Genomic DNA, 24531 nt, shown 5'->3' with positions numbered 1-24531 from the left:
CGCCCGTACGCGCGGCATTGGGTCCCTTCGTGGTGCGGGACAATCGAAGGTATGCCTTCCGCACTGCCCGATGGTGAGCCCATGCCCGAGGACGGGGCCCTGCCCGCGTCCGCCCTCGCGGCGCCGGGGACACGACCGCTCGGCTTCTACCTCCACGTCCCGTACTGCGCCACGCGCTGCGGCTACTGCGACTTCAACACCTACACCGCGACCGAGCTGCGCGGATCCGGCGGCGTGCTCGCCTCGCGCGACAACTACGCGGACACGTTGGTCGATGAGGTACGGCTCGCACGGAAAGTGCTGGGGGACGACCCGCGCCCCGTCCAGACCGTCTTCGTGGGGGGCGGTACGCCGACGCTGCTCGCCGCGGCCGACCTGGTCCGCATGCTCGGCGCGGTCCGGGAGGAGTTCGGGCTCGCGGACGACGCGGAGATCACCACGGAGGCGAACCCGGAGTCCGTCGATCCCGCCTACCTGAGCGAGCTGCGGGCCGGCGGCTTCAACCGCGTCTCCTTCGGGATGCAGAGCGCGAAGCAGCACGTACTGAAGGTGCTCGACCGCACGCACACCCCCGGCCGGCCCGAGGCCTGCGTGGCGGAGGCGCGGGCCGCGGGCTTCGAGCACGTCAACCTCGACCTCATCTACGGCACCCCGGGCGAGACGGACGACGACTGGCGGGCCACGCTCGACGCCGCGATCGGCGCCGGGCCCGACCACGTCAGCGCCTACGCCCTCATCGTCGAGGAAGGCACGCAGCTGGCGCGGCGGATCCGGCGCGGCGAGGTGCCGATGACGGACGACGACGTGCACGCGGACCGGTATCTGATCGCCGACGAGGTCCTCGGCGGCGCGGGATTCTCCTGGTACGAGGTGTCCAACTGGGCCACGTCCGAGGCGGGGCGGTGCCTGCACAACGAGTTGTACTGGCGTGGGGCCGACTGGTGGGGGGCCGGGCCGGGGGCCCACAGCCATGTCGGGGGCGTGCGGTGGTGGAACGTCAAGCATCCCGGGGCGTATGCGGGGGCGCTGGGCGCTGGGCGCTCGCCTGGGGCCGGGCGGGAGGTTCTCGCTGCGGAGGATCGGCGGGTGGAGCGGATTCTGCTGGAGCTGCGGCTGCTTGAGGGGTGTCCGTTGTCGTTGCTTCGGCCCGCCGGCCTTGCGGCCGCGGGGCGGGCCCTCGCGGACGGCCTCCTTCAGGCGGGGCCCTACGAGGAGGGGCGGGCCGTGCTGACCCTGCGGGGGCGGTTGTTGGCGGACGGGGTTGTGCGGGATCTGGTGGACTGAGGTTCCAGCGGCCCTGCGGGGCTCTCCCCAATCCCACCCCTTCCCGAAATTCCGGCTTCGCCGGCCGCACGGTTGCCGTCATCACCGGCTCCGCCGATTTCGTCCTCAAACGCCGGACGGGCTGGAGATGCCTGTCCGGGCCGGGTGGGCAGCCGTGGGGCAATCGGGTGGGTGGGCGGGAAAGAATCGCCGCGCAGCGGCGGCTCAAGACGCCGTCACGAAGTCGATCAGTTCTTCCACGCGGCCCAGCAGCGCCGGTTCAAGATCCCGGTAGCTCCGGACCGAGCCCAGGATCCGTTGCCACGCGGCGCCCGTGTTCGGGGGCCAGCCCAGTGCCTCGCAGACCCCCGTCTTCCAGTCCTGGCCGCGCGGGACGCGGGGCCACGCCGCGATCCCCACCGAGGACGGCTTCACCGCCTCCCACACGTCGATATAGGGATGCCCCACCACCAGCGCCGACGGAGAACTCACCGCCGCCGCGATCCTCGACTCCTTGGAGCCCGGGACCAGGTGGTCCACCAGGACCCCCAGGCGCGCGTCGGGCCCGGGGGAGAAGTCGTCCACGATCCCCGGCAGGTCGTCGATGCCCTCCAGGTACTCGACGACCACGCCCTCGATCCGCAGGTCGTCACCCCACACCCGCTCCACGAGCTCCGCGTCGTGCCGCCCCTCGACGTAGATCCGCCCGGCACGGGCGACCCGGGCTCGCGCCCCCGGCACGGCCACCGAACCCGAAGCGGTACGTGTGGGACGTACGGGCGAAGTAGCGGAAGCAGCGGTCGGGCGGACCAGCGTCACCGTCCGGCCCTCCAGGGCGAAGGCCCCCGGCGTCATCGGGAAGACGCGGTGCTTGCCGAAGCGGTCCTCCAGGGTCACCGTCGGACCCTCCGCCGTCTTCTCGCAGCGGATCACCGCCCCGCAGAAGCCGGTGCTCAGCTCCTCCACCACGAGGTCCGCCTCCGCGGCGACCTCCGGCACGGGCTTCTGCTTCTTCCAGGGCGGGGTCAGGTCCGCGGAGTACTGGCGCATTTTCCCGACGATAGGAAGAAGAAGGGGGAGGCTCGCTACGACACGCCGAAGCGGGCCGCCAGTGTGGCGCGTTGCGCACGGACAAACGCCGCATCGACCACCGCACCGTGCCCCGGCACGTACAGCGCGTCCTCGCCGCCCAGCTCCAGCAGCCGGTCGAGCGCGGCAGGCCACCGAGCTGGGACCGCGTCGGGGCCGGCCTGCGGTTCGCCCGACTCCTCGACCAGGTCGCCGCAGAAGACGATCTCCGGGGAGTGCGCGGTGCCCGGCACCAGGACCGCAAGGTCGTGGCCCGAGTGCCCGGGGCCCACGTTCGCGAGGAGCACCTGCACCCCGCCGCCCAGATCGAGCGTCCACTCCCCGCACACCGAGTGGTGCGGGGACACCAGCAGATCGGCGGCCTCCGCCGCGGCGTCCGGGGCGACCCCGTGCCGCACGGCGTCGTGGCGCAGCTCGTCGCGGCCCTTCGCCAGAAGCGCGTCGAGGCCGACGGCGCCGTACACCTCCACGCCCGCGAACGCCGCGGCGCCGAGCACATGGTCGAAGTGCGGGTGCGTCAGGACGAGGTGGGTGACCCGGCGGCCACCGCCGAGGATGCCGCGAGCCTCGGTGCGCAGTTCCCCGCCCTCGCGCAGCGTCGCCCCCGCCTCGATCATCAGCGCCGATTCGCCGCCGACCACCAGACCCGCCGTACAGTCCCAGACCGGCAGGCGCCGCCGCCCCACATGCGGCGCGAGCCGCTCCCAGCCCGCCTCGTCCCACGCCAGTGCCACGTCCATACAGTCGACGCTAGCCCCGCGCGGGCCGCTCGGCAGCCGCCACCTCGGCCTTCGGACCGACATAGGGGGTCCGGCCCTTGCCGGGGCCGTACCCGACGGCCGTACACTGGGCGCGGCGCAGGCTGGCACTCACCCCAGGGGAGTGCCAGGCAGGGCCGCAGGACAGACAGGTTTCAGGGCAAAAAGGTGGAGGTGAGCGCGGATGCTGAATGAACGCAGGCTCGAGGTGCTGCGCGCCATCGTCCACGACTACGTCGGCACCGAGGAGCCCGTCGGCTCCAAGGCGCTCACCGAGCGGCACAGCCTCGGGGTCTCCCCGGCCACCGTCCGCAACGACATGGCGGCACTCGAAGAGGAGGGGTTCATCGCCCAGCCTCATACGAGCGCGGGGCGCATCCCCACCGACAAGGGGTACCGCCTCTTCGTCGACAAGCTCGCGGGCGTCAAGCCGATGGCGGCCCCGGAGCGCAGGGCCATCCAGAACTTCCTCGACGGCGCCGTCGACCTCGACGACGTCGTGGCGCGCACGGTGCGGCTGCTCGCGCAGCTGACCCGGCAGGTCGCGGTCGTGCAGTATCCGTCCCTCACGCGGTCGACGGTGCGGCACGTGGAGCTGCTCTCGCTGGCTCCCGCCCGCCTGATGCTCGTGCTGATCACGGACACGGGCCGGGTCGAGCAGCGCATGATCGACTGTCCCGCGCCGTTCGGCGAGACCTCGCTCGCGGACCTGCGCGCGCGGCTCAACAGCCGCGTCGCGGGCCGTCGCTTCGCGGACGTGCCGCAGCTGGTGCAGGACATGACGGAGTCCTTCGACGCGGAGGACCGCGGCACGGTGGCGACGGTGCTCTCCACCCTCCTCGAAACCCTGGTCGAGGAGACCGAGGAGCGGCTGATGATCGGCGGAACGGCCAATCTCACCCGCTTCGGACATGACTTTCCCCTCACCATCAGGCCCGTCCTGGAGGCTCTTGAGGAGCAGGTCGTCCTGCTCAAGTTGCTTGGCGAAGCCACGGATTCGGGCATGACCGTACGGATCGGTCACGAGAACGCCCATGAGGGACTCAGCTCCACGTCCGTGGTCTCCGTCGGCTACGGTTCGGGCAGCGAGGCAGTAGCCAAACTCGGCGTGGTCGGCCCGACCCGCATGGACTATCCGGGAACGATGGGAGCAGTACGCGCAGTGGCACGTTACGTCGGACAGATCCTGGCGGAGTCGTAAGTGGCCACGGACTACTACGCCGTACTAGGCGTGCGCCGCGACGCTTCCCAGGACGAGATCAAGAAGGCCTTCCGGAGGCTTGCGCGAGAGCTTCACCCGGACGTGAATCCGGATCCGAAGACTCAGGAGCGCTTCAAGGAGATCAACGCCGCGTACGAGGTGTTGTCGGACCCGCAGAAGAAGCAGGTCTACGACCTCGGCGGTGACCCGCTGTCCCAGCAGGGCGGGGGCGGTGGCGCGGGCGGTTTCGGAGCCGGTGGCTTCGGCAACTTCTCGGACATCATGGACGCGTTCTTCGGGACGGCGTCGCAGCGTGGCCCCCGGTCGCGCACGCGCCGTGGCCAGGACGCCATGATTCGGCTCGAGATCGACCTGGACGAGGCGGCCTTCGGGACCACCAAGGACATACAGGTCGACACGGCGGTCGTCTGTACGACCTGCAGCGGTGAAGGTGCCGCGCCGGGGACATCCGCTCAGACGTGTGACATGTGCCGCGGTCGCGGCGAGGTGTCGCAGGTCACGCGGTCCTTCCTCGGCCAGGTCATGACGTCGCGGCCGTGCCCGCAGTGTCAGGGCTTCGGCACGGTCGTGCCCACCCCGTGCCCGGAGTGCGCCGGCGACGGCCGCATCCGGTCGCGGCGGACGCTCACCGTGAAGATCCCCGCCGGTGTCGACAACGGCACGCGGATCCAGCTCGCGGGCGAGGGCGAGGTCGGCCCCGGCGGGGGCCCCGCCGGTGACCTGTACGTGGAGATCCACGAGCTGCCGCACGCCGTGTTCCAGCGGCGCGGGGACGACCTGCACTGCACGGTCACCATCCCCATGACGGCCGCGGCCCTGGGCACCAAGGTGCCCCTGGAGACGTTGGACGGCATGGAAGAGGTCGACATCCGGCCGGGCACGCAGTCCGGCCAGTCGGTGCCGCTGCACGGCAGGGGCATCACGCACCTGCGGGGCGGCGGCCGCGGCGACCTCATCGTGCACGTCGAGGTCCTCACGCCGTCGAAGCTGGACGCGGAGCAGGAGCGGGTCCTGCGGGAACTGGCGGTGCTGCGCGGCGAGGAACGGCCCACGGGGCAGTTCCAGCCGGGGCAGCAGGGTCTGTTCTCACGCCTCAAGGACGCGTTCAACGGGCGGTAGCGCCTTTTACGGGCGAGGGCGCCTCGAGCGGTGCCTTTCCTGCGCCCCCGGTAGCGGTTCGCCCGTGCCGGGGGCGCTTTGCTGTCTGTCCGCGGGCTGTCCTGGGTTGCTCGCGCAGTTCCCCGCGCCCCTTACGGGGCGTCGTGGGTTGCTCGCGCCTCGTGGCGGAGCCGCACATGTCACAGCTCCGCGCCCCTTTTGGGGCGCTCCTGATCATGCCGGGTGACGGGTGGGTGGGTGGGAAAGTCCCGCGATTCGGCCCCCCGGCCAGGAAGTGGCACGATGCGTTCATGTCCTCCGCACTGACCGATCTCTGCCGCCTCCCGATCGTGCAGGCCCCCATGGCGGGCGGCGCCTCGTGCCCTCAGCTCGCCGCGGCCGTCTCCGAGGCCGGAGGCCTCGGTTTCCTCGCCGCCGGGTACAAAACCGCCGACGGGATGTACCAGGAGATCAAACAGCTGCGGGGGCTCACGAGCCGTCCGTTCGGCGTGAACCTCTTCATGCCGCAGCCCGAGTACGCGGACGCCGCCGCCGTCGACGTGTACCGCAACCAGCTCGCCGGTGAGGCCGCCTGGTACGAGACGCAGCTCGGCGACCCGGACAGTGGCCGCGACGACAACTACGACGCCAAGCTGGCGATCCTCGTCGAGGACCCGGTGCCGCTGGTGTCGTTCACCTTCGGCTGCCCCACCCGCGACGTCTTCGACGCCTTCGCCCGGGTCGGCACCATCACCGTCGCCACCGTCACCTCGCCCGAAGAGGCGCAGACCGCCCAGTGGTCGGGCGCCGACGCCGTGTGCGTCCAGGGCATCGAGGCAGGCGGCCACCAGGGCACGCACCGCGACAACCCCGAGACCGACGGCGCCGGGCTCGGCCTCCTCTCGCTCATCGCGCAGGTGCGCGAGACCGTGCAGATCCCGGTCGTCGCGGCCGGCGGCCTGATGCGCGGCTCGCAGATCGCGGCGGTGCTCGCGGCCGGCGCGGACGCCGCGCAGCTCGGCACGGCCTTCCTGGTCTGCCCCGAGTCGGGCGCCAACGCCCTGCACAAGCAGGCCATGACCAACCCGCTGTTCACCCGCACCGAACTGACCCGCGCCTTCTCGGGTCGCCCCGCGCGGGGCCTGGTCAACCGCTTCATGCGCGAACACGGTCCCTACGCCCCCGCCGCCTACCCCCAGGTCCACCACCTCACCAGCGGCCTGCGCAAGGCCGCCGCCAAGGCCGGTGACGCGCAGGGCATGGCGCTGTGGGCGGGGCAGGGCCACCGCATGGCGCGCGAGCTGCCCGCCGGGCAGCTCGTGGAGGTCCTCGCGGCCGAACTGGCCGAGTCGAAGGCCGCGTTGGCGGCCGGCGGGCAGCAGGGGACCCAGCCGGGGAGCCCGGCGTGACCGCACCCGTCTTCGTCGTCGAGACCTTCGAGACCCGGGGGAACCCTGCGGCGGGCGGCGACGGACGCTACGTACTCGACGGTCCCGAGGGGCGCCACGCCGTCTCCGTGAAGCGGCTGCACGCCGGTGAGGACGTCGTCCTGACCGACGGGGCCGGGCGCTGGGCCGACTGCGTGGTCGAGGACACCGAGGGCAAGGACCGGCTGATCCTGCGGATGGACTCCGTACGGGAAGAGGCCCCGCAGGAGCCCCGCATCACCGTCGTGCAGGCCCTGCCCAAGGGTGACCGCGGCGAACTCGCCGTGGAGACCATGACGGAGACCGGCGTCGACGCGATCGTGCCGTGGTCCGCGTCGCGCTGCATCACGCAGTGGAAGGGCGAGCGCGCGCTCAAGGCGCTCGGCAAGTGGCGTGCCACGGCGCGCGAGGCGGGCAAGCAGTCGCGCCGGGTGCGCTTCCCCGAGGTGGCGGACGCGATGTCGACCAAGCAGGTCGCGGCGCTGCTCGCCTCCGCCGACCTCGCCGCGGTCCTGCACGAGGAGGGCAGCGAACCCCTTGCCACGGCCGAACTCCCGGCAGCCGGGCACATCGTCCTCGTGGTCGGCCCCGAGGGCGGCGTATCGCCGGACGAGCTCGCGGCGTTCTCGGACGCGGGCGCGAAGCCGTACCGCCTGGGGCGCAGCGTGCTGCGTACGTCGACGGCGGGGACGGCGGCGACCGCACTGCTCCTGGGGCGCACGGGCCGCTGGTCCTGAACCCGCCCCAGCCGTCCCCGGGGGAGTGGACGCAAAGAGGACTATCGTCCGACGGCCCGCAGTGGCACTCTGCCGCCTATGGGGGCATTGAGGCGCTTACGTGATCGTTCGGTGGACGTGTGCGGCAGGCGGCGGCAGGTGCTGTACGCCGTCGGGTTCGCGGGGGCGGCGGTGGTCGGGGTCGCCGCGTGCGATCCGGTCGAGGGTGGGATGAACACGGCGGCCGTCGCGATCACCACCGACCAGCTGGCCACCAAGGAGCTGGAGCGGCAGCGTCTCGACGTGCTGTGGATCAGCTGCACCGCCCGCCACCAGGACAAGGCCACCCCGACCAGCGACGGCCCCGACCGCGACGCCCGTGTCACCGTCGACTGCCAGGGTCAGGCCGGGGAGGGGAAGGGGGGCGAGGACACCAGCGACATCACCGTCAAGGGGACCGTGACGTCCGTCGTCGACGGACACTGCGTGCGCGGAGACCTCACCGCCAAGGTCGACGGCAAGGAGTGGTTCCGGGTGGACGTCATCGGAAACTGCTCCGGCGGCGACCGGTCGACCGAGCCGGAGGAGCCCGACCAACCGCAGGACCCGGACCAACCGGGCCGGTCGGACCAGCCGGATGAGCCCGACCAGCGGCCCACCGCGACCGTCACCGTGACCGCCACGCCTGACCCGCCGCCGCGGCGGCCCGATCCGACCTGCACCTGCTTCAAGGGCAAGTGATCCAAAACCCTGTCCGGCTCCGCCGAGGCTGCCTAGGCTGGCCGTGTGACACTGACTGGGCACTCTGCGTATCTCCGGTTTCCGCATCTGCGTGGCGAGTTGGTCGCCTTCACCGCCGAGGACGACGTCTGGATGGCGCCCCTCGACGGCGGCCGGGCATGGCGCGTCAGCGCCGACAACACGCCGGTGAACCACCCCCGCATCTCCCAGGACGGTACGACGGTCGCCTGGACGTCCACGCGTGACGGCGCCCCCGAGGTGCATGTCGCCCCCGTCGACGGCGGCCCCTCCACACGCCTTACGTACTGGGGGAGTTCACGCACCTCGGTGCGGGGCTGGACCCCGGACGGACAGGTCCTCGCCGTCAGTACGGCCGGCCAGGCCTCGCTGCGCCGCAGTTGGGCGCGGGCCGTCCCACTGGACGGCGGACCCGCGGACACCCTGCCGTACGGGATCGTGGGGGACGTGGCGTACGGCCCGCGGGGCGGCCAACTCCTGCTGCTCTCCGCGCCGATGGGGCGCGAGGCCGCCTGGTGGAAGCGGTACCGCGGCGGCACGGCGGGCAAGTTGTGGATCCGGAGCGGGGGTTCCGACGCCGAGGGCAGCGAGGGCAGCGAGGGCAGTGCGGGCGGTGAGGGCAGCGACGGCGGCGAGGGCCGCTTCGTACGCGTCCATGAAGAGCTCGACGGGAACATCGAGTACCCACTGTGGGTGGGCGAGCGGATCGCCTTCCTCTCCGACCACGAAGGCGTCGGCGCGCTCTACTCCTCGCTGTCCGACGGCTCCGACCTGCGCCGGCACACCGGCATCGACGGCTTCTACGCCCGGCACGCGGCGACCGACGGCACGCGGGTCGTGTACGTGTCGGCGGGTGAACTCTGGCTCCTGGACAACCTCGTGGACGCCGAGCCGCGCCGCGTCGACGTCCGACTCGGCGGCCAGCGCACCGACCTCCAGCCCCACCCGGTGAGCGCCGCACGCTGGTTCGGCGCCGCCGCTCCCGACCACACGGGACGCGGCAGCGCCGTCTCCGTGCGCGGCGGCGTGCACTGGGTGACCCACCGCGAGGGGCCCGCCCGCGCGCTCGCCGCGGAGCACGGGGTGCGCGCGAGGCTGCCGCGCACCTTCCGCGTCGACGGCGAGGAACACGTCGTCTGGGTGACGGACGCGGAGGGCGACGACGCGCTCCAGTTCGCGCCCGCCACGGGCCTCGCGCCGGGTGCCACGCCCCGCAGGATCGCTGCCGGACAGCTGGGCCGGGTGCTCGGACTCGCCATGGCACCCGACGGCAGCCGGGCCGCCGTCGCCTCGCACGACGGGAGGGTGCTCCTGGTCGAGCGGGAGAGCGGAGAGGTGCGCGAGGTCGACCGCGGGGAGGACGGGGACGCCACCGGCCTCGTCTTCTCGCCGGACTCGGCGTGGCTGGCCTGGTCGCACGCGGGGCCGAGTCCGCTGCGGCAGCTGAAGCTCGCGAACGCGGCCGACCTCTCGGTGTCCGAGGCCACCCCGCTGCGGTTCCGTGACTACGCGCCCGCGTTCACGCTGGACGGCAAGCATTTGGCGTTCCTGTCCGCGCGGGCGTTTGATCCGGTGTACGACGAGCACGTCTTCGACCTCGCCTTCGTCGGCGGATCGCGGCCGTATCTGATCACGCTGGCCGCCACCACCCCCTCGCCCTTCGGGCCGCAGCGGCACGGGCGGCCCTTCGAGGCACCCGACAAGGACGAGACGCCGGACAGCGAGGGCTCGCCCGTCACCCGCATCGACCTCGACGGTCTCGCCGACCGCATCGTGCCCTTCCCGGTCGAGGCGGCCCGCTACTCGACGCTGCGGGCCGCCAAGGACGGCGTCCTGTGGCTGCGGCACCCCGTGCGGGGTGTCCTCGGCGCGTCCCGCGCCACCCCGTCCGACCCCGACCCGCACACCGAGCTCGAACGCTACGACCTCGTACAGCAGCGCATCGAGGAACTGGCGTCGGACGCCGACCACTTCGCCGTCAGCGGGGACGGCAAGCGGGTGCTGCTGTGGGCCGACGGGAAGCTGAAGGTCGTGCCGAGCGACCGGCGGGCCTCCGGCGACGAGAGCTCCGACTCGAACATCACCGTCGACCTCACGCGGGTCCGCCAGACCGTCGATCCCGCCGCCGAATGGCGCCAGATGTACGACGAGGCCGGGCGCCTCATGCGGGACAACTTCTGGCGGCCTGACCTCGGCGGGGTCGACTGGGACGGTGTGCTCGACCGGTACCGCCCGGTCCTCGGCCGGGTGGCCACGCATGACGACCTCGTCGACCTGCTCTGGGAGGTCGCGGGTGAACTCGGCACGTCGCACGCGTACGTCATGGGGGGCGGGGCCTGGGGGAGTTCGGCGGTGCGGCAGGGGCTGCTCGGCGCGGACGTCTCGCGGGGCGCGGACGGGGCGTGGCGGATCGACCGGATCCTGCCCTCCGAGACGTCGGACCCCGCCGCCCGCTCGCCGCTCGCCGCGCCGGGGGTGGCGGTGCGGGCGGGGGACGCGCTGCTCGCGGTGGCGGGGCGTCCTGTCGACCCGGTGACGGGGCCGGGGCCGCTCCTGGTGGGTACGGCCGGGAAGCCGGTGGAGCTGACGGTCTCACCCGCGGGCGGGGGCGATCCGCGGCACGCGGTGGTGATTCCCGTCGACGACGAGGAGCCGTTGCGGTACCACGCGTGGGTCGTGGACCGGCGTGCGTACGTCCACGAGCGGTCGGGCGGGCGGCTCGGATATCTCCACGTGCCGGACATGCAGGCTCCCGGCTGGGCGCAGATCCACCGTGACCTGCGGGTGGAGGTGGCGCGGGACGGGCTCGTGGTGGACGTACGGGAGAACCGCGGCGGGCACACGTCCCAACTGGTGATCGAGAAACTGGCCCGCAAGATCGTGGGCTGGGACCTGCCGCGGGGGGCACGGCCCTTCAGCTATCCGGCGGACGCTCCTCGCGGGCCGGTGGTCGCCGTCGCCAACGAGTTCTCCGGTTCCGACGGGGACATCGTGAACGCGGCGATCAAGGCGTTGGGGATCGGTCCTGTGGTGGGCACGCGGACGTGGGGCGGCGTGCTCGGCATCGACAGCAGGTACCGGTTGGTGGACGGGACGCTGGTGACGCAGCCGAAGTACGCGTTCTGGCTGGAGGGGTACGGGTGGGGCGTCGAGAACCACGGGGTGGACCCGGACGTGGAGGTGGTGACGACGCCGGAGGACTACGCGACGGGCCGGGACCCGCAACTCGACGAGGCGATCCGCCTGGCCTTGACGTCCCTGGAGACGACGCCCCCGAAGACGGCGCCGGCCCTGCCGGGGGCGTGAGGCGGTTCGGTTCGTGTACCGGCTGCGGGTGCGTGCGGCTGCGGAGCTGGTCCGTGTGTGGGTGCGGGGCCGCGCCGGTATGTCCGTCCTCGCTATCGTCCGGTGGCCGCTGGGTTACTTCGGCGCCGGAGCGCCGCGAACTGTGCTCCGGGCAGACATACCGGCACGTCCCCTCCCGCGCGCTGCCGACTGCGGGTGCGTGCGACCCAGGCCCCACCCCGCCGTGTACGTCGCCCACCCACCCCCAACGGCTGCCCCCCTCACCCGCGCCACGCGGATCGCCGCCTACCCACCCCCACCCCTCCAGTCACCGCGGGGCAATCGGGCGGGTGGGCGGGAAAGGCTTGTTCGGGGCAGAGGCGGCTGCGGGGCGATCGGGCGGTGGGTGGGAGAGGCCTGTTCGGGGGCGGGTGCAGCCGCAGGGCAATCGGGCGGGTGGGTGGGAGAGGTTTGTTCGGTGCGGGGTGGATGCGGGGTGATCGGGTGGGGAGGGTTGTTCGGGGAGGACCGGCCGCCGGGGGCTGAGGGAGGGGCCTGGCGTGGGCGCAGCCCGGATAGCATGCGGGGGGCCAGTACAACCAGCTAGGACCGGAGGCGCCCCATGGCGGGAGAACCGCAGGCTGACTGCCTGTTCTGCAAGATCGTCGCGGGTGAAGTGCCCGCGACCCTGGTGAAGGAGACGGACACGACCGTCGCCTTCCGGGACATCAACCCCCAGGCCCCCAGCCACGTCCTGATCATCCCCAAGGCGCACTACCCGGACGCCGCCTCCCTCGCCGCCGCGGAACCCACCATCGCCGCCGACGTCCTCCGCGAGGCCGGCGAGGTCGCCGCCGAGGAGAAGGCGGAGAGCTACCGCATCGTCTTCAACACCGGTACCGGCGCCGGCCAGACCGTCTTCCACGCGCACGCCCACGTCCTCGGCGGACGCGGCCTGCAGTGGCCCCCTGGATAACGGGACACGGGACACGGGACACGGGACAACGGGATAACGGGATTACGGGATAACTAGACTTGTCCGTACGTGAATTGGTGGTCCTCGGCACCGCGAGCCAAGTCCCCACCCGGCACCGCAACCACAACGGCTACGTCCTGCTCTGGGACGGGCAGGGCATCCTCTTCGACCCCGGCGAGGGCACGCAGCGGCAGATGCTGCGTGCCGGGGTCGCCGCGCACGACCTGCACCGGATCTGCGTCACGCACTTCCACGGTGATCATTCGCTGGGCCTGCCGGGGGTCATCCAGCGCATCAACCTGGATCGCGTCCCGCACGACGTGACCGTGCACTACCCGCGCTCCGGTCAGCGCTTCTTCGACCGGCTCCGCTACGCCACCGCCTATCGCGAGACCGTCCAGCTCATCGAGGAACCCTTCACGGACGACGGGCAGTTGGCCCGCACCCCCACCTTCGCGCTCGACGCCGTCAAGCTCTCGCACCCCGTCGAGTCCTTCGGCTACCGCATCACCGAGCCCGACGGCCGCCGCATACTCCCTGAGCTGCTCGCCGCGCGCGGCATCGCCGGGCCCGACGTGGGACGCCTCCAGCGCGAAGGCGCGCTGCGGGGCGTCACGCTCGACGAGGTGAGCACGGTGCGGCGCGGGCAGAAGTTCGCCTTCGTCATGGACACCCGGCTCTGCGACGGCGTCCACGCCCTGGCCGAGGGCTGCGACATGCTCGTCATCGAGTCCACCTTCATCGACGAGGACGAGCAACTCGCCCTCGACCACGGGCATCTGACCGTGGGTCAAGCCGCCCGCGTCGCCATCGAATCCGGGGTCCGGCATCTCGTACTGACCCACTTCAGCCAGCGCTACCCCGACCCCGGCATCTTCGAGCAGCAGGCCCGGGACGCGGGCTTCGACGGTGAACTCACCGTCGCACAAGACCTGTTGCGTGTACCTCTACCCAAACGAACCACCTGAGTGAGCCGCCGTCATGCCCCTTCCCAAAGCCGAACTCCACCTCCACATCGAGGGAACGCTCGAACCCGAGCTGGCCTTCTCCCTCGCCGCCCGCAACGGCGTCACCCTCCCGTACGCGGACACCGAAGAGCTGCGCAAGGCCTATCTGTTCGATGATCTGCAGTCCTTCCTCGACCTGTACTACGGGTTGATGGCCGTCCTGCTCACCGAGGACGACTTCGAGGAGCTCGCCGACGCCTATCTGGCACGGGCGGCCCGGCAGGGCGTGCGGCACGCCGAGATCTTCTTCGACCCGCAGGCACACATGGCGCGCGGTGTCGGCATCGGGACGGTGATCGAGGGGCTCGGGCGCGCCCTGGACCGGAGCGAGGAGCGGCACGGGGTCTCGACCCGCCTCATCATGTGCTTCCTGCGCGACCAGTCCGCCGCATCGGCCCTGGAGACCCTGGAGGCCGCACGGCCCCACCTCCACCGGATCGTCGGCGTCGGGCTCGACTCCGCCGAGGTCGGGCACCCGCCCGCCAAGTTCCGCGAGGTGTACGAGGCGGCCGCCGCACTCGGCCTGCGCCGCGTCGCGCACGCCGGCGAGGAGGGGCCGCCCGCGTACATCACCGAGGCCCTGGACGTCCTGGGCGTCGAGCGCATCGACCACGGCCTGCGCTGCATGGAGGACCCGCAGCTGGTGGAGCGCCTCGTGCGGGAGCGGATCCCGCTCACCCTCTGCCCGCTGTCCAACGTCCGGCTGCGCGCCATCGACGTACTCGAAGAGCACCCGCTCGTGCGGATGATGGACGCCGGGCTCCTCTGCACGGTCAACTCCGACGACCCCGCGTACTTCGGCGGCTATGTCGACGACACCTTCCACGCCGTACGCGAAGCCCTGTCCCTCGGCCAGGAGCGGCTGCGGGAGCTGGCCCGCAACTCGTTCGAGGCGTCCTTCCTCGACGGGAGCGCCGAGGACGAAGCGCTGCGGGAGCGGTACCTCGCCGAGGTCGCGGAATATTCGTTCGACTGATCGACGGGAGCGGAGCTACGGTTTCCCGCATGGACTCCTTCATCCAGCTCTACGGCTGACACGGCCTCACCGGTCCGAGCGCCCCGCTGAACAGCGGTTGCGGCGCCGGTCCGGCACGCCTTCATCCGTAGCAGTGGCATCACACGAAGGAACTCACCCATGCATCGTCGAACCTCCCGTCACCGCGCCCATATCGCCATGGTCGGCACCCCGATGGTCAGCCATGTGCTGCCCAGCCTGGAGATCATCCGTGAACTGGTGGCGCGCGGCCACCGGGTGACCTACGCGAACGACCCGGCGAACCGCGAGCTGATCGAGCCCACCGGCGCCGAACTCGTCCCGTGCACGTCGGTACTGCCGTTCAAGGACAACGTCTGGCCCGAGGACCCGATCGCCGCGAGCGGTCTCTTCCTCGACGACGCGATGGCGCTGCTCCCGCAGCTGCGCGCGTTCTACGACGGCGACCCCGCCGACCTGTATCTGTACGACATCGGCGCGTACGTCGCCCGCGCCCTCGCCGAAGGGCAGCGGCGGCCGTTCCTGCAGCTGTCGCCCACCTTCGTGGCCTGGGACGGGTACCAGGAGGAGGTCGGGGCCCAGATCCGGCAGCTGCCCGGAGCCGCCGACCTGGAGGAGCGGTTCGGGCAGTGGCTCGCCGGGTGCGGGGCCACGACCCTGGATGTCGCCGCCTTCTCCGGCACGCCCGACCGTGCCGTCGCGACGATCCCCCGCGCCATGCAGCTGAACGCCGACCGGGTCGACCCGAAGCGGGTCGACTTCGTCGGCCCCTGCTTCGGGGACCGCTCGGCGCAGGGCGGCTGGCAGCGGCCCGAGGGCGCCGAGAAGGTGCTCCTCGTGTCCCTCGGCTCCTCCTACACCCAGCAGCCCGAGTTCTACCGGCAGTGCGTGAGCGCCTTCGGTGGGCTCACGAGGTGGCACGTGGTGCTGCAGATCGGCAAGCACGTGGACCCCGCCGAGCTGGGGGACGTGCCCGGGAACGTGGAAGTGCGCTCATGGGTACCGCAGTTGGCGATCCTGGAGCAGGCCGACGCGTTCGTCACCCACGCGGGTATGGGCAGCAGCAGTGAGGGGCTGTTCAGCGGGGTGCCGATGATCGCCGTGCCCCAGGGCGCGGAGCAGCCGCTCAACGCGGACCGGCTCGTCGAGCTGGGGGTCGCGCGGCGCATCGACACCGCCGACGCGACCGCCGACGCGCTGCGTTCGGCTCTCCTGGAGCTGACGACCGACCCCGACGTCGCGCTCCGGGCCGCCCGTCTGAAGGCGGAGGTGCGGGCCGAGGGAGGCACCGCCCGGGCCGCCGACCTCGTCGAGGCCGAGCTCGACGGGTAGCGGCCGGGCCCCGGCACGCCGGACGGACCGCACCCTCGGCCCGTCCGGCGTTCGGCCTCCGGTGGGCTGAATCCGTTACGTTGCCTGCATGGTCGTACCTCTCAAACCCAGCATCGACCCGCTCAAGGGAGCCCGCAGAGCAGGCGATCCGCCCTGTGACGTCTTCCTCACCGGCACGGTCTTCCTCGACATCATCTTCACCGGCCTGGACTCCGCGCCCGTACGCGGCACGGAGTCCTGGGCGCGCGGCATGGGGTCGAGCCCCGGCGGCGTCGCCAACATGGCGACCGCCCTCGCCCGGCTCGGCCTGCACACCTCGCTCGCGGCGGCCTTCGGGGACGACCACTACGGCGAGTACTGCTGGGATGCCCTCGAACAGGGCGAAGGCATCGACCTCGCGACCTCACGCACCGTGCCCGGCTGGCACTCACCGGTGACCGTCTCCATGGCGTACGAGGGCGAGCGGACCATGGTCAGCCACGGGCACGAGCCGCCGCCCGACGCCGAAAGCCCGCACGGCGGCGCCCCGGCATGCCCGCCACGCGCGCGTGCCGCCGTCGCCTCCCTGACACCCGGCGCACGCTCCCCGTGGATCGCCGAGGCCGCGCGCAAGGGCACCCGGATCTTCGCCGACGTCGGGTGGGACGACACCGGACGCTGGGACCTCGCGGCCCTCCCGGACCTGGCCCACTGCGAGGCGTTCCTGCCGAACGCGGAGGAGGCCATGCGCTACACCCGGACGCAGTGCCCCCGGGCCGCCGCGCGGGCGCTCACCGAACACGTACCGCTCGCCGTGGTGACACTGGGCGCGGAAGGGGCGTACGCGGTGGACGGGCGGACCGGCGAGACCGCCGAGGTCCCGGCCATCGCGGTGGAGGCCCTCGATCCCACGGGCGCCGGCGATGTCTTCGTGGCCGGCTTCGTGACCGGCACCCTCGCCGGGTGGCCGCTCGCCGACCGGCTCGCCTTCGCCGGGCTCACCGCCGCGCTCTCGGTGCAGGAGTTCGGCGGCTCCCTCTCGGCACCGGGCTGGGCGGAGGTCGCCACGTGGTGGCGGACCGTACGGGAGGTCGACGACCAGGACCCGGTGGCGCTGCGCCGCTACGGCTTCCTGGAGGGCCTGCTCCCGGAGTCCACCCGCCCGTGGCCGCTGCGGCGCGCCGTGCCCACGATCGGGTTCCGGTCGGCGTAGCCACCGCCAGAAGTCGCACAGCCGTGCGTGACCGGAGTGGAAAAGCCCTACGGCGGTGACAGTGGTGCGTCGTACTCTTGGCAGTGCAAGGCTGTCGAGCGGCCACCAAGCCCCGCAAGAGGAGGATGAGCAGGCCCTAGCGCCGGCCCATGACTCAGACACCCACAGCTCATACCCCTGCCGAGGGTCAGGCCCGAGCACACTTCACCGTCCCGGCGACCCATCCGATGGTCACGGTGCTCGGCTCCGGCGACGCCCTGTTGCGCGTGATCGAGAAGGCCTTCCCGGCGGCCGACATCCATGTCCGGGGCAATGAGATCAGCGCGGTCGGTGACGCCCATGAAGTCGCCCTCATCCAGCGCCTGTTCGACGAGATGATGCTGGTGCTCCGCACCGGTCAGCCGATGACGGAGGACGCAGTGGAACGCTCGATCGCCATGCTCAGGGCGGACGAGGCAGGAGAGGGCGACGGCCAGGAGACCCCGGCCGAGGTCCTCACGCAGAACATCCTCTCGTCCCGCGGCCGCACGATCCGCCCCAAGACGCTCAACCAGAAGCGTTACGTCGACGCCATCGACAAGAACACCATCGTCTTCGGCATCGGCCCCGCGGGCACCGGCAAGACCTACCTCGCCATGGCCAAGGCCGTGCAGGCCCTCCAGGCCAAGCAGGTCAACCGCATCATCCTGACCCGCCCCGCTGTCGAGGCCGGCGAGCGCCTCGGCTTCCTGCCGGGCACGCTCTACGAGAAGATCGACCCGTACCTGCGGCCTCTCTACGACGCGCTGCACGACATGCTGGACCCAGACTCGATCCCGCGCCTGATGGCAGCGGGAACGATCGAGGTGGCGCCGCTGGCGTATATGAGGGGCCGCGCTCACCCGCGCTTCACGAATGTCCTCACGCCGGACGGCTGGCGCGCCATCGGTGACCTTCAGGTCGGCGACCTAGTCATGGGCTCGAACGGCGAGCCGACTCCGGTCCTCGGGGTCTACCCCCAGGGCGAGAAGGACATCTACCGCGTCACGGCCCAGGACGGCTCCTGGACCCTGTGCTGCGGTGAGCACCTGTGGACGGTCAGGACGCGCGACGACAAGCGTCGCGACAAGCCGTGGCGGGTCCTGGAGACCCAGGAGATGATCGGCAACCTGCGGGCGGCGCACTATCGCCGGTACGAGTTGCCGATGCTCACCGCGCCCGTCGAGTTCCCGGAGCGTGAGGTCCGCATGGACCCGTACGCGCTGGGCCTGCTCCTTGGGGACGGCTGCCTCACCGGCTCCACCACGCCGTCGTTCTCGACAGAGGACGTCGAACTCGCCCAGGCGCTGGAGGCGGCGCTCCCGGGCGTCAAGGTGCGGCACAAGAGCGGCCCCGACTACGTACTGAACCGGGTGAAGTCGCCTGGCGACGTGGTCACTCTGGAGAATCCGGTCACCGGCGTCATGCGCGAACTGGACCTCATCGGCGGCCGTTCGCACTCCAAGTTCGTGCCGGATGACTACCTGTTCAACACGGCGGAGACCCGGCTCGCAGTGCTCCAGGGCCTGCTTGACTCCGATGGCGGCCCGGTCACCCAGGACGACCGCACCTGCCGTATCCAGTACTCGACCGCGTCGATCGTCCTGCGCGACGACGTGATCGCGCTCGTTCAGTCGCTCGGGGGTGTCGCTTATACGCGACGCCGTCCGGCCGAGGGCCGCGAGCAGGGCGCCGCGTTGGCTGCCCATCGGTACGACCAGCACGTCGTCGACATCCGTCTCCCCGAGGGAATCGAGCCCTTCCGCCTCGCCCGCAAGCGCGACAAGTACCACGCGGCCGGAGGCGGCGGACGTCCGATGCGCTTCATCGACTCCATCGAGCCCGCAGGGCGTGAGGAGGCGGTCTGCATCCAGGTCGCCGCCGAGGATTCGTTGTACGTCACGCAGGACTACCTGCTCACGCACAACACCCTGAACGACGCCTTCATCATTCTCGACGAGGCGCAGAACACCAGCGTCGAGCAGATGAAGATGTTCCTCACCCGTCTCGGCTTCGAGTCGAAGATCGTGATCACGGGTGACGTCACCCAGGTCGACCTGCCGAACGGCACCAAGTCGGGTCTGCGGCAGGTCCAGGACATCCTGGAGGGCATCGACGACGTGCACTTCTCGCGGCTCACGTCCCACGACGTCGTACGGCACAAGCTCGTCGGCCGTATCGTCGACGCCTACGAGAAGTACGACGACAGCCAGCAGAGTCAGCAGAGTCAGCAGCACAAGAAACACGGGAAGTAGCGGAAGCCGCACCATGTCGATCGACGTCAACAACGAATCCGGAACCGAGGTCGACGAGCAGGCGATCCTCGACATCGCCCGCTACGCCCTCGCGCGGATGCGCATCCACCCGCTCTCCGAGCTCTCGGTGATCGTCGTGGACGAGGACGCCATGGAGCAGCTCCACATCCAGTGGATGGACCTGCCGGGGCCGACGGACGTCATGTCCTTCCCCATGGACGAGCTGCGCCCGCCGGCCAAGGACGAGGATGAGCCCCCGCAGGGCCTTCTCGGCGACATCGTGCTCTGCCCGGAGGTCGCCATCAAGCAGGGCAAGGAAGCGCCCACGGAGCACTCCATGGACGAGGAGCTCCAGCTGCTCACCGTCCATGGGGTGCTGCACCTGCTTGGGTACGACCACGAGGAGCCGGACGAGAAGGCCGAGATGTTCGGTCTCCAGGCGGCCATCGTCGACGGCTGGCGCTCCGAGAACGGCCTGACCGGGCCCTCTCCCGCGCCGACCGTCTCGTAGCCGCATGAGTTTCCAGTTGATCGCGGGCGCCGTCGCCCTGGTCGTCGTCGCCTGGCTCGCGGCCTGCGCGGAGGCGGGCATCGCCCGCGTCTCCAGCTTCCGCGCGGAGGAGGCGGCCCGCTCCGGGCGGCGCGGCAGTGCCAAGCTCGCGCAGGTCGCCGCCGACCCCACCCGCTATCTGAACGTGGCGCTGCTCGTGCGCGTCGCGTGCGAGATGGCGTCGGCGTCCCTGGTGACGTACGCCTGCCTGAACGAATTCCCCGAGACCTGGGAGGCGCTCGCCATCGCCATCGCGGTGATGGTCCTCGTCTCGTATGTGGCCGTGGGGGTCTCGCCGCGCACCATCGGCCGCCAGCACCCGCTCAACACGGCGACCGCCGCCGCGTACGTCCTGCTGCCGCTGGCCCGCATCATGGGCCCGATCCCGCCGCTCCTGATCCTCATCGGCAACGCGCTCACGCCCGGCAAGGGCTTCAGGCGGGGCCCGTTCGCCTCCGAGGCCGAGCTGCGGGCGATGGTCGACCTCGCCGAGAAGGAGTCCCTCATCGAGGACGAGGAGCGCCGCATGGTGCACTCCGTCTTCGAGCTGGGCGACACTCTCGTACGTGAAGTCATGGTGCCCCGGACGGACTTGGTCGCCATCGAGCGTTTCAAGACCATCCGGCAGGCGCTGACGCTCGCGCTGCGGTCCGGTTTCTCGCGCATCCCGGTGACGGGCGAGAGCGAGGACGACGTCGTCGGCATGGTCTATCTCAAGGACCTGGCCCGCAAGACGCACATCAACCGCGACAGCGAGTCCGAGCTGGTGTCGACGGCGATGCGTCCGGCGACGTTCGTGCCCGACACGAAGAACGCGGGTGATCTGCTGCGTGAGATGCAGCAGGAGCGCAATCACGTCGCCGTCGTCATCGACGAGTACGGCGGTACGGCCGGCATCGTCACCATCGAGGACATCCTCGAGGAGATCGTCGGCGAGATCACCGACGAGTACGACCGTGAACTGCCGCCCGTCGAGGAGCTGGACGACGGCTGCTACCGCGTCACCGCGCGCCTGGACATCGGTGACCTCGGCGAGCTCTTCGGGCTCGACGAGTTCGACGACGAGGACGTCGAGACGGTCGGCGGTCTGCTCGCCAAGGCCCTCGGCCGGGTGCCGATCGCGGACGCGTCGGCGATCGTGCCGCTGCCGGACGGCCGCGAGCTGCGGCTCACCGCGGAATCCGCGGCCGGACGGCGCAACAAGATCGTGACGGTGCTCGTGGAGCCGGTCGCGCCCGCGGGCGCTCACAAGGAGACATCGGTGTGACCCCACAGCAGCTGCGCGCGTTCTGCCTGTCGTTCAACGACGTGGTGGAGGAGTTCCCGTTCGGACCCGAGGCCTCGGTGTTCAAGGTCGCGGGCAAGATGTTCGCGCTGAGCTCGCTGGACGCCGTGCCGCTGACCGTGAACCTCAAGTGCGACCCGGATCTGGCGGTCCAGCTGCGGGAGGCACACCCGGAGATCGTGCCGGGGTGGCACATGAACAAGCGGCACTGGAACACGGTCTCCCTCGCCGGAGAGCTCCCGGACCAGCAGGTCCGGGAGCTCGTCGAGGACTCGTACGACCTCGTGGTCGCCGGTCTCCCGAAAGCGGAACGACTGCGGCTCGACCGGCCTTAGGCCTTGCGCCGGGTGCGCAGGCCCGTCGCCACCAGGGCCGCCGTCACCAGCAGGACCGCCGTGTCGATCAGGAGCACCGTCCGCGTGCCCGCCAGGAGGTCCGTGTTCGTGGTGGCGAGGACTCCCAGGAGCGGGATGCCGATCGTGATGCCCACCTGCTGGGTGGACGTCACGAGGCCGGTGGCCAGGCCCTGCTCCTCGTCCGGGACACCCGAGGTGACCGTCACGCCGTAGGAGATGATCGCGCCCAGGTGGAACATGCTCGCCACCGATACGCCCGCCGTGGCCAGCCAGACCGACCAGGTGCCCTCGTCGATGCCGAGCAGCGTCGCGATGAACAGGCCCTGGCCGAGCAGCGAGGCGACGAGCGTGCGGCGTGCCCCGAAGCGGCTGATGACCTTCGGCGCGTAGATCCCGGAGACCACCGAGAGGACGCCCTGCGCGCCGAAGACGAGACCCGTCTGGAAGGCGGAGAGCTTCAGGACCTCCTGGAGGTACAGGGTGAGGGTGAAGATGACCGCCGACATCATCGAGAAGGTGATCAGGCCGCCCAGGTTGCCCCACGCCACCGTCCGGCGCCGCAGCATCGGCAGCGAGACGAGCGGGGACTCGGCGCGCAACTCGACGTAGCCGAAGGCCGCGATCAGCAGTACGCCCGCGGTCAGCGTGACGATGACGTCCGCCCCGCCGAAGCCGCGCTCGGCGGCCGTGGAGAGCGCGTAGATCAGGGCGAGCAGACCGCCGGTGACGGTGACCGCGCCGGGGATGTCGAGGCGGGGGCGGTCCGGGGTGCGGGACTCGGGCAGGAGGCGCGGCGCGAGCGGCAGCACGATCAGCACGAAGAGGGTCAGCAGGCCCATCGTGGAGCGCCAGCCGAGCGTATCGGTGAGTACGCCGCCGAACACCATGCCGAGGGTGTAGCCGAGCGAGAGCAGCGTGCCGGAGATGCCGAGTGCCCGGTCGCGCTGCGGGCCCTCGGGGAAGGTCGTCGTCAGCAGGGACATGCCGGTCGGCACGATGGCCGCCGCGCCCACGCCCTGCAGCGCGCGTCCGGCGAGGAAGGACGCCGGGTCCCAGGCGAACGTCGCCAGGAGCGAGGCGAGGCCGAAGAGCGCGAGGCCGCCGATGAACAGCTTGCGGCGGCCGTACAGGTCGCCGGTGCGGCCGAAGAGCAGCAGGAAGCCACCCGAGGGGAGAGCGAACGCGGTCACCGCCCACTGCAGCGCGGACTGGCTCATGCCCAGGTCGGTGCCGAGGACGGGCAGCGCCACGTTCAGCACGGAGAAGTCGAGCGCGACCATGAACTGGGCGGCGCAGAGCACGAAGAGGACGAGCTTGTCGCGGGGTGCGAGCTTGGGGGCCGTGGGCCGAGGTGCGGGGGCCGTCGTTGTCGGGGAGGGGGACGGGGACGGGGACGGGGGAATGGTGGTGTCGATCGCCATGCGATGAGCTTCGGGCGTCAGGAATAGCCGTGGGGAGCGGGTACTTATGCTGGTGGTCGTAACACCAGGCAGGGGGGAGTTCGCGAATGGCAGGGACGAGTGAAGCGGCGGCCGCGCGGCCCCGGGACGAATCCAAGGCACGGCGTCTGGGCGAACTGCGCGAGTTCCTGATGAGCCGCCGGGCCCGGGTCAGCCCCACGGAGGCGGGCCTCCCGGACGGCGGGGCGCGGCGGCGTACGCCGGGGCTTCGCCGCGAGGAGGTCGCCGTGCTCGCCGGGGTCGGCGCGTCCTGGTACCAGTGGCTGGAGCAGGGCCGCGACATCTCGGTGTCGCCGCAGGTCCTGGACTCCGTGGGACGTGTCCTGAAGCTGTCGAGCGCGGAGCGGCGGCACTTGTACGTGCTCGCCGGTCTCAATCCGCCCGCGCCCGAGGTCGAGCAGGCCGACCGGGACATGTGCGAGGGGATGCAGCGACTGATCGACACGTGGATGCCGTACCCCGCGCACATCATGGACCGCTACTACAACTGCGTCATGTACAACGACGCGGCCGGGATGGTCTTCGGGATGCGCCCCGAGATCACCCAGAACTGCCTCGTGGACTTCTTCACCGATCCCATCTACCGCTCACGGAGCGTGAGTTGGCGGACGAACGCGGAGTCGGTCGTCGCCCAGTTCCGCGCGTCGTGCTCCGAGACCCCGGACGACGAGGGGTTCCAGGCGGTCCTCGCCGAGCTGCGGGAGTCGTCGGCGGCCGAGGAGTTCGGCGAACTGTGGGAGCGGCGGGACGTGCGGCCCGCGGGGCAGGTCCACAAGGAGCTCATCCATCCGCTGGTGGGGGCGTTGCACGTCGAGTCGACGGCGATGCGGGTGCCTGCGCGGCCCGACCTGACGATCGTGCTGCACACGCCGCTTCCGGAGGCGGAGACCGCGGCGAAACTGGAGTGGCTCGCGTCGCCGGAGGGGCGGCGGGGGGCGATGTACCCGGTGGCGGTTTAGGTCTCCTGGCTCCGTATGCTCGGCGTATGAGCGAGAGTGCTGCGCCTGGCGCGCTGGATGCCGAGGACCGGAAGATCGTTACGCTGGCTCGTTCGGCGCGGGCGCGGAACGGGGTGGCCGAGGGGGCCGCTGTGCGGGACGAGACGGGGCGTACGTATGTCGCCGGGACGGTTTCTCTCGACTCCCTGAAGCTTTCCGCGCTGCGGACCGCGGTGGCCATGGCTGTCGCTTCCGGTGCGGAGTCCCTGGAGGCGGCGGCGGTCGTCTCCTCCGAGGAGGAGCTTTCCGCCGAGGACCTCTCCGCTGTGCGGGATCTTGGCGGGGCCGGGACGCCGGTGTTCCTGGCGGGGGCTGACGGGGAGGTCCGGGTGCGGGCTCAGGCGAACTGAGTCTTTCCCCAATCCCGCCCCTTCCCGAAAACCCACTCTGGCGCGGGGGCCTTGGTTGCCGTCAATCACCGGCTCCGCCGAGTTCGTCCTCAAACGCCGGACGGGCTGAAAATTCAGCCCGTCCGGAAGGGGCGGGGTTGG

Annotated in this window: 21 protein-coding genes; 18 read left to right on the top strand and 3 right to left on the bottom strand. The window is 71.3% G+C overall.

What is annotated here, in order from left to right; translation table 11 throughout:
• Window positions 1-51 precede the first annotated feature (51 nt).
• The gene (hemW, locus tag ABXJ52_RS12245; RefSeq protein WP_367041794.1) at window positions 52-1284 is read left to right on the top strand and encodes a radical SAM family heme chaperone HemW; all 1233 of its coding nucleotides are present in this window, start codon (window positions 52-54) and stop codon (window positions 1282-1284) included.
• A gap of 204 nt (window positions 1285-1488) precedes the next feature.
• On the opposite strand, the gene ABXJ52_RS12240 is transcribed toward hemW, so the two are convergent.
• Window positions 1489-2313, bottom strand: a complete 825-nt coding sequence (locus ABXJ52_RS12240; protein WP_367041792.1) for a DUF3097 domain-containing protein — start codon at window positions 2311-2313, stop codon at window positions 1489-1491.
• A gap of 35 nt (window positions 2314-2348) precedes the next feature.
• The gene (locus tag ABXJ52_RS12235; protein ID WP_367041791.1) at window positions 2349-3092 is read right to left on the bottom strand and encodes an MBL fold metallo-hydrolase; all 744 of its coding nucleotides are present in this window, start codon (window positions 3090-3092) and stop codon (window positions 2349-2351) included.
• 202 nt (window positions 3093-3294) lie between these two features.
• On the opposite strand from ABXJ52_RS12235, the gene hrcA reads away from it, so the two are divergent.
• The 15 genes from hrcA to ABXJ52_RS12160 all read left to right on the top strand — a co-directional run bounded on the left by hrcA (window position 3295) and on the right by ABXJ52_RS12160 (window position 21561).
• A complete protein-coding gene (gene hrcA, locus ABXJ52_RS12230) occupies window positions 3295-4311 on the top strand; it encodes a heat-inducible transcriptional repressor HrcA (RefSeq protein ID WP_160504974.1) in 1017 nt (338 codons plus the stop codon).
• On the top strand, window positions 4312-5451 hold the full coding sequence (dnaJ, locus tag ABXJ52_RS12225; RefSeq protein ID WP_367041789.1) for a molecular chaperone DnaJ: 1140 nt from the start codon (window positions 4312-4314) through the stop codon (window positions 5449-5451).
• Window positions 5452-5741: 290 nt separating this feature from the next.
• Window positions 5742-6839 carry a nitronate monooxygenase gene (locus tag ABXJ52_RS12220; RefSeq protein ID WP_367041788.1) on the top strand — a complete coding sequence of 366 codons (1098 nt, stop codon included), beginning with the start codon at window positions 5742-5744 and terminating at the stop codon, window positions 6837-6839.
• On the top strand, window positions 6836-7594 hold the full coding sequence (locus tag ABXJ52_RS12215; protein WP_367041786.1) for a 16S rRNA (uracil(1498)-N(3))-methyltransferase: 759 nt from the start codon (window positions 6836-6838) through the stop codon (window positions 7592-7594). The genes ABXJ52_RS12220 and ABXJ52_RS12215 overlap by 4 nt, the downstream gene beginning before the upstream one ends.
• Before the next feature lie 138 nt (window positions 7595-7732).
• Entirely contained in the window at window positions 7733-8314 is a 582-nt protein-coding gene (locus ABXJ52_RS12210) for a hypothetical protein (protein WP_367041785.1), read from the top strand.
• A gap of 51 nt (window positions 8315-8365) precedes the next feature.
• Window positions 8366-11638 (top strand): S41 family peptidase, encoded by a 3273-nt coding sequence (locus ABXJ52_RS12205; RefSeq protein ID WP_367049004.1) that lies wholly within the window; start codon window positions 8366-8368, stop codon window positions 11636-11638.
• Window positions 11639-12239: 601 nt separating this feature from the next.
• On the top strand, window positions 12240-12593 hold the full coding sequence (locus tag ABXJ52_RS12200; protein ID WP_367041784.1) for a histidine triad nucleotide-binding protein: 354 nt from the start codon (window positions 12240-12242) through the stop codon (window positions 12591-12593).
• Window positions 12594-12652: 59 nt separating this feature from the next.
• Window positions 12653-13561 (top strand): ribonuclease Z, encoded by a 909-nt coding sequence (locus tag ABXJ52_RS12195; RefSeq protein WP_367041782.1) that lies wholly within the window; start codon window positions 12653-12655, stop codon window positions 13559-13561.
• Window positions 13562-13574: 13 nt separating this feature from the next.
• Window positions 13575-14576 (top strand): adenosine deaminase, encoded by a 1002-nt coding sequence (locus ABXJ52_RS12190; RefSeq protein WP_367041780.1) that lies wholly within the window; start codon window positions 13575-13577, stop codon window positions 14574-14576.
• A gap of 159 nt (window positions 14577-14735) precedes the next feature.
• Entirely contained in the window at window positions 14736-15926 is a 1191-nt protein-coding gene (locus ABXJ52_RS12185; RefSeq protein ID WP_367041779.1) for a macrolide family glycosyltransferase, read from the top strand.
• An 88-nt stretch (window positions 15927-16014) separates the two neighbouring features.
• The gene (locus ABXJ52_RS12180) at window positions 16015-17118 is read left to right on the top strand and encodes a PfkB family carbohydrate kinase (protein WP_367041777.1); all 1104 of its coding nucleotides are present in this window, start codon (window positions 16015-16017) and stop codon (window positions 17116-17118) included.
• Between the two features lie 149 nt (window positions 17119-17267).
• The gene (locus tag ABXJ52_RS12175) at window positions 17268-19391 is read left to right on the top strand and encodes a PhoH family protein (RefSeq protein WP_367041775.1); all 2124 of its coding nucleotides are present in this window, start codon (window positions 17268-17270) and stop codon (window positions 19389-19391) included.
• A 13-nt stretch (window positions 19392-19404) separates the two neighbouring features.
• Window positions 19405-19902, top strand: coding sequence for an rRNA maturation RNase YbeY (ybeY, locus tag ABXJ52_RS12170; RefSeq protein WP_367041773.1), 498 nt, complete (start codon window positions 19405-19407; stop codon window positions 19900-19902).
• Window positions 19903-19906: 4 nt separating this feature from the next.
• On the top strand, window positions 19907-21208 hold the full coding sequence (locus tag ABXJ52_RS12165) for a hemolysin family protein (RefSeq protein ID WP_367041771.1): 1302 nt from the start codon (window positions 19907-19909) through the stop codon (window positions 21206-21208).
• Complete coding sequence (locus tag ABXJ52_RS12160) at window positions 21205-21561, top strand: MmcQ/YjbR family DNA-binding protein (RefSeq protein WP_367041769.1); 357 nt, start codon at window positions 21205-21207, stop codon at window positions 21559-21561. Before ABXJ52_RS12165 ends, ABXJ52_RS12160 begins: the two co-directional genes overlap by 4 nt.
• Here ABXJ52_RS12160 and ABXJ52_RS12155 read toward each other — a convergent pair.
• Window positions 21558-23003, bottom strand: coding sequence for an MFS transporter (locus ABXJ52_RS12155; RefSeq protein ID WP_367041768.1), 1446 nt, complete (start codon window positions 23001-23003; stop codon window positions 21558-21560). The genes ABXJ52_RS12160 and ABXJ52_RS12155 overlap by 4 nt on opposite strands.
• Before the next feature lie 170 nt (window positions 23004-23173).
• On the opposite strand from ABXJ52_RS12155, the gene ABXJ52_RS12150 reads away from it, so the two are divergent.
• Both ABXJ52_RS12150 and ABXJ52_RS12145 read left to right on the top strand, forming a co-directional pair.
• The gene (locus tag ABXJ52_RS12150) at window positions 23174-24001 is read left to right on the top strand and encodes a helix-turn-helix transcriptional regulator (protein ID WP_367049002.1); all 828 of its coding nucleotides are present in this window, start codon (window positions 23174-23176) and stop codon (window positions 23999-24001) included.
• A 26-nt stretch (window positions 24002-24027) separates the two neighbouring features.
• Window positions 24028-24390, top strand: coding sequence for a cytidine deaminase (locus ABXJ52_RS12145; protein ID WP_367041767.1), 363 nt, complete (start codon window positions 24028-24030; stop codon window positions 24388-24390).
• The last annotated feature ends 141 nt before the right edge of the window (window positions 24391-24531 follow it).

This window comes from Streptomyces sp. Je 1-332 (assembly GCF_040730185.1).
GTDB lineage: Bacteria > Actinomycetota > Actinomycetes > Streptomycetales > Streptomycetaceae > Streptomyces.
Note: the sequence above shows the minus strand (reverse complement) of the source record. Positions and strands in the feature narration are given on the sequence as shown.

Coding starts and splice junctions, on each gene's coding strand:
- hemW (WP_367041794.1), top strand. CDS start 52: ATGCCTTCCGCACTGCCCGATGGTGAGCCCATGCCCGAGGACGGGGCC.
- ABXJ52_RS12155 (WP_367041768.1), bottom strand. CDS start 23,003: ATGGCGATCGACACCACCATTCCCCCGTCCCCGTCCCCGTCCCCCTCC.
- ABXJ52_RS12185 (WP_367041779.1), top strand. CDS start 14,736: ATGCATCGTCGAACCTCCCGTCACCGCGCCCATATCGCCATGGTCGGC.
- ybeY (WP_367041773.1), top strand. CDS start 19,405: ATGTCGATCGACGTCAACAACGAATCCGGAACCGAGGTCGACGAGCAG.
- ABXJ52_RS12145 (WP_367041767.1), top strand. CDS start 24,028: ATGAGCGAGAGTGCTGCGCCTGGCGCGCTGGATGCCGAGGACCGGAAG.
- ABXJ52_RS12180 (WP_367041777.1), top strand. CDS start 16,015: ATGGTCGTACCTCTCAAACCCAGCATCGACCCGCTCAAGGGAGCCCGC.
- ABXJ52_RS12240 (WP_367041792.1), bottom strand. CDS start 2,313: ATGCGCCAGTACTCCGCGGACCTGACCCCGCCCTGGAAGAAGCAGAAG.
- ABXJ52_RS12165 (WP_367041771.1), top strand. CDS start 19,907: ATGAGTTTCCAGTTGATCGCGGGCGCCGTCGCCCTGGTCGTCGTCGCC.
- ABXJ52_RS12235 (WP_367041791.1), bottom strand. CDS start 3,092: ATGGACGTGGCACTGGCGTGGGACGAGGCGGGCTGGGAGCGGCTCGCG.
- ABXJ52_RS12175 (WP_367041775.1), top strand. CDS start 17,268: ATGACTCAGACACCCACAGCTCATACCCCTGCCGAGGGTCAGGCCCGA.
- hrcA (WP_160504974.1), top strand. CDS start 3,295: ATGCTGAATGAACGCAGGCTCGAGGTGCTGCGCGCCATCGTCCACGAC.
- ABXJ52_RS12200 (WP_367041784.1), top strand. CDS start 12,240: ATGGCGGGAGAACCGCAGGCTGACTGCCTGTTCTGCAAGATCGTCGCG.
- ABXJ52_RS12150 (WP_367049002.1), top strand. CDS start 23,174: ATGAGCCGCCGGGCCCGGGTCAGCCCCACGGAGGCGGGCCTCCCGGAC.
- ABXJ52_RS12190 (WP_367041780.1), top strand. CDS start 13,575: ATGCCCCTTCCCAAAGCCGAACTCCACCTCCACATCGAGGGAACGCTC.
- ABXJ52_RS12220 (WP_367041788.1), top strand. CDS start 5,742: ATGTCCTCCGCACTGACCGATCTCTGCCGCCTCCCGATCGTGCAGGCC.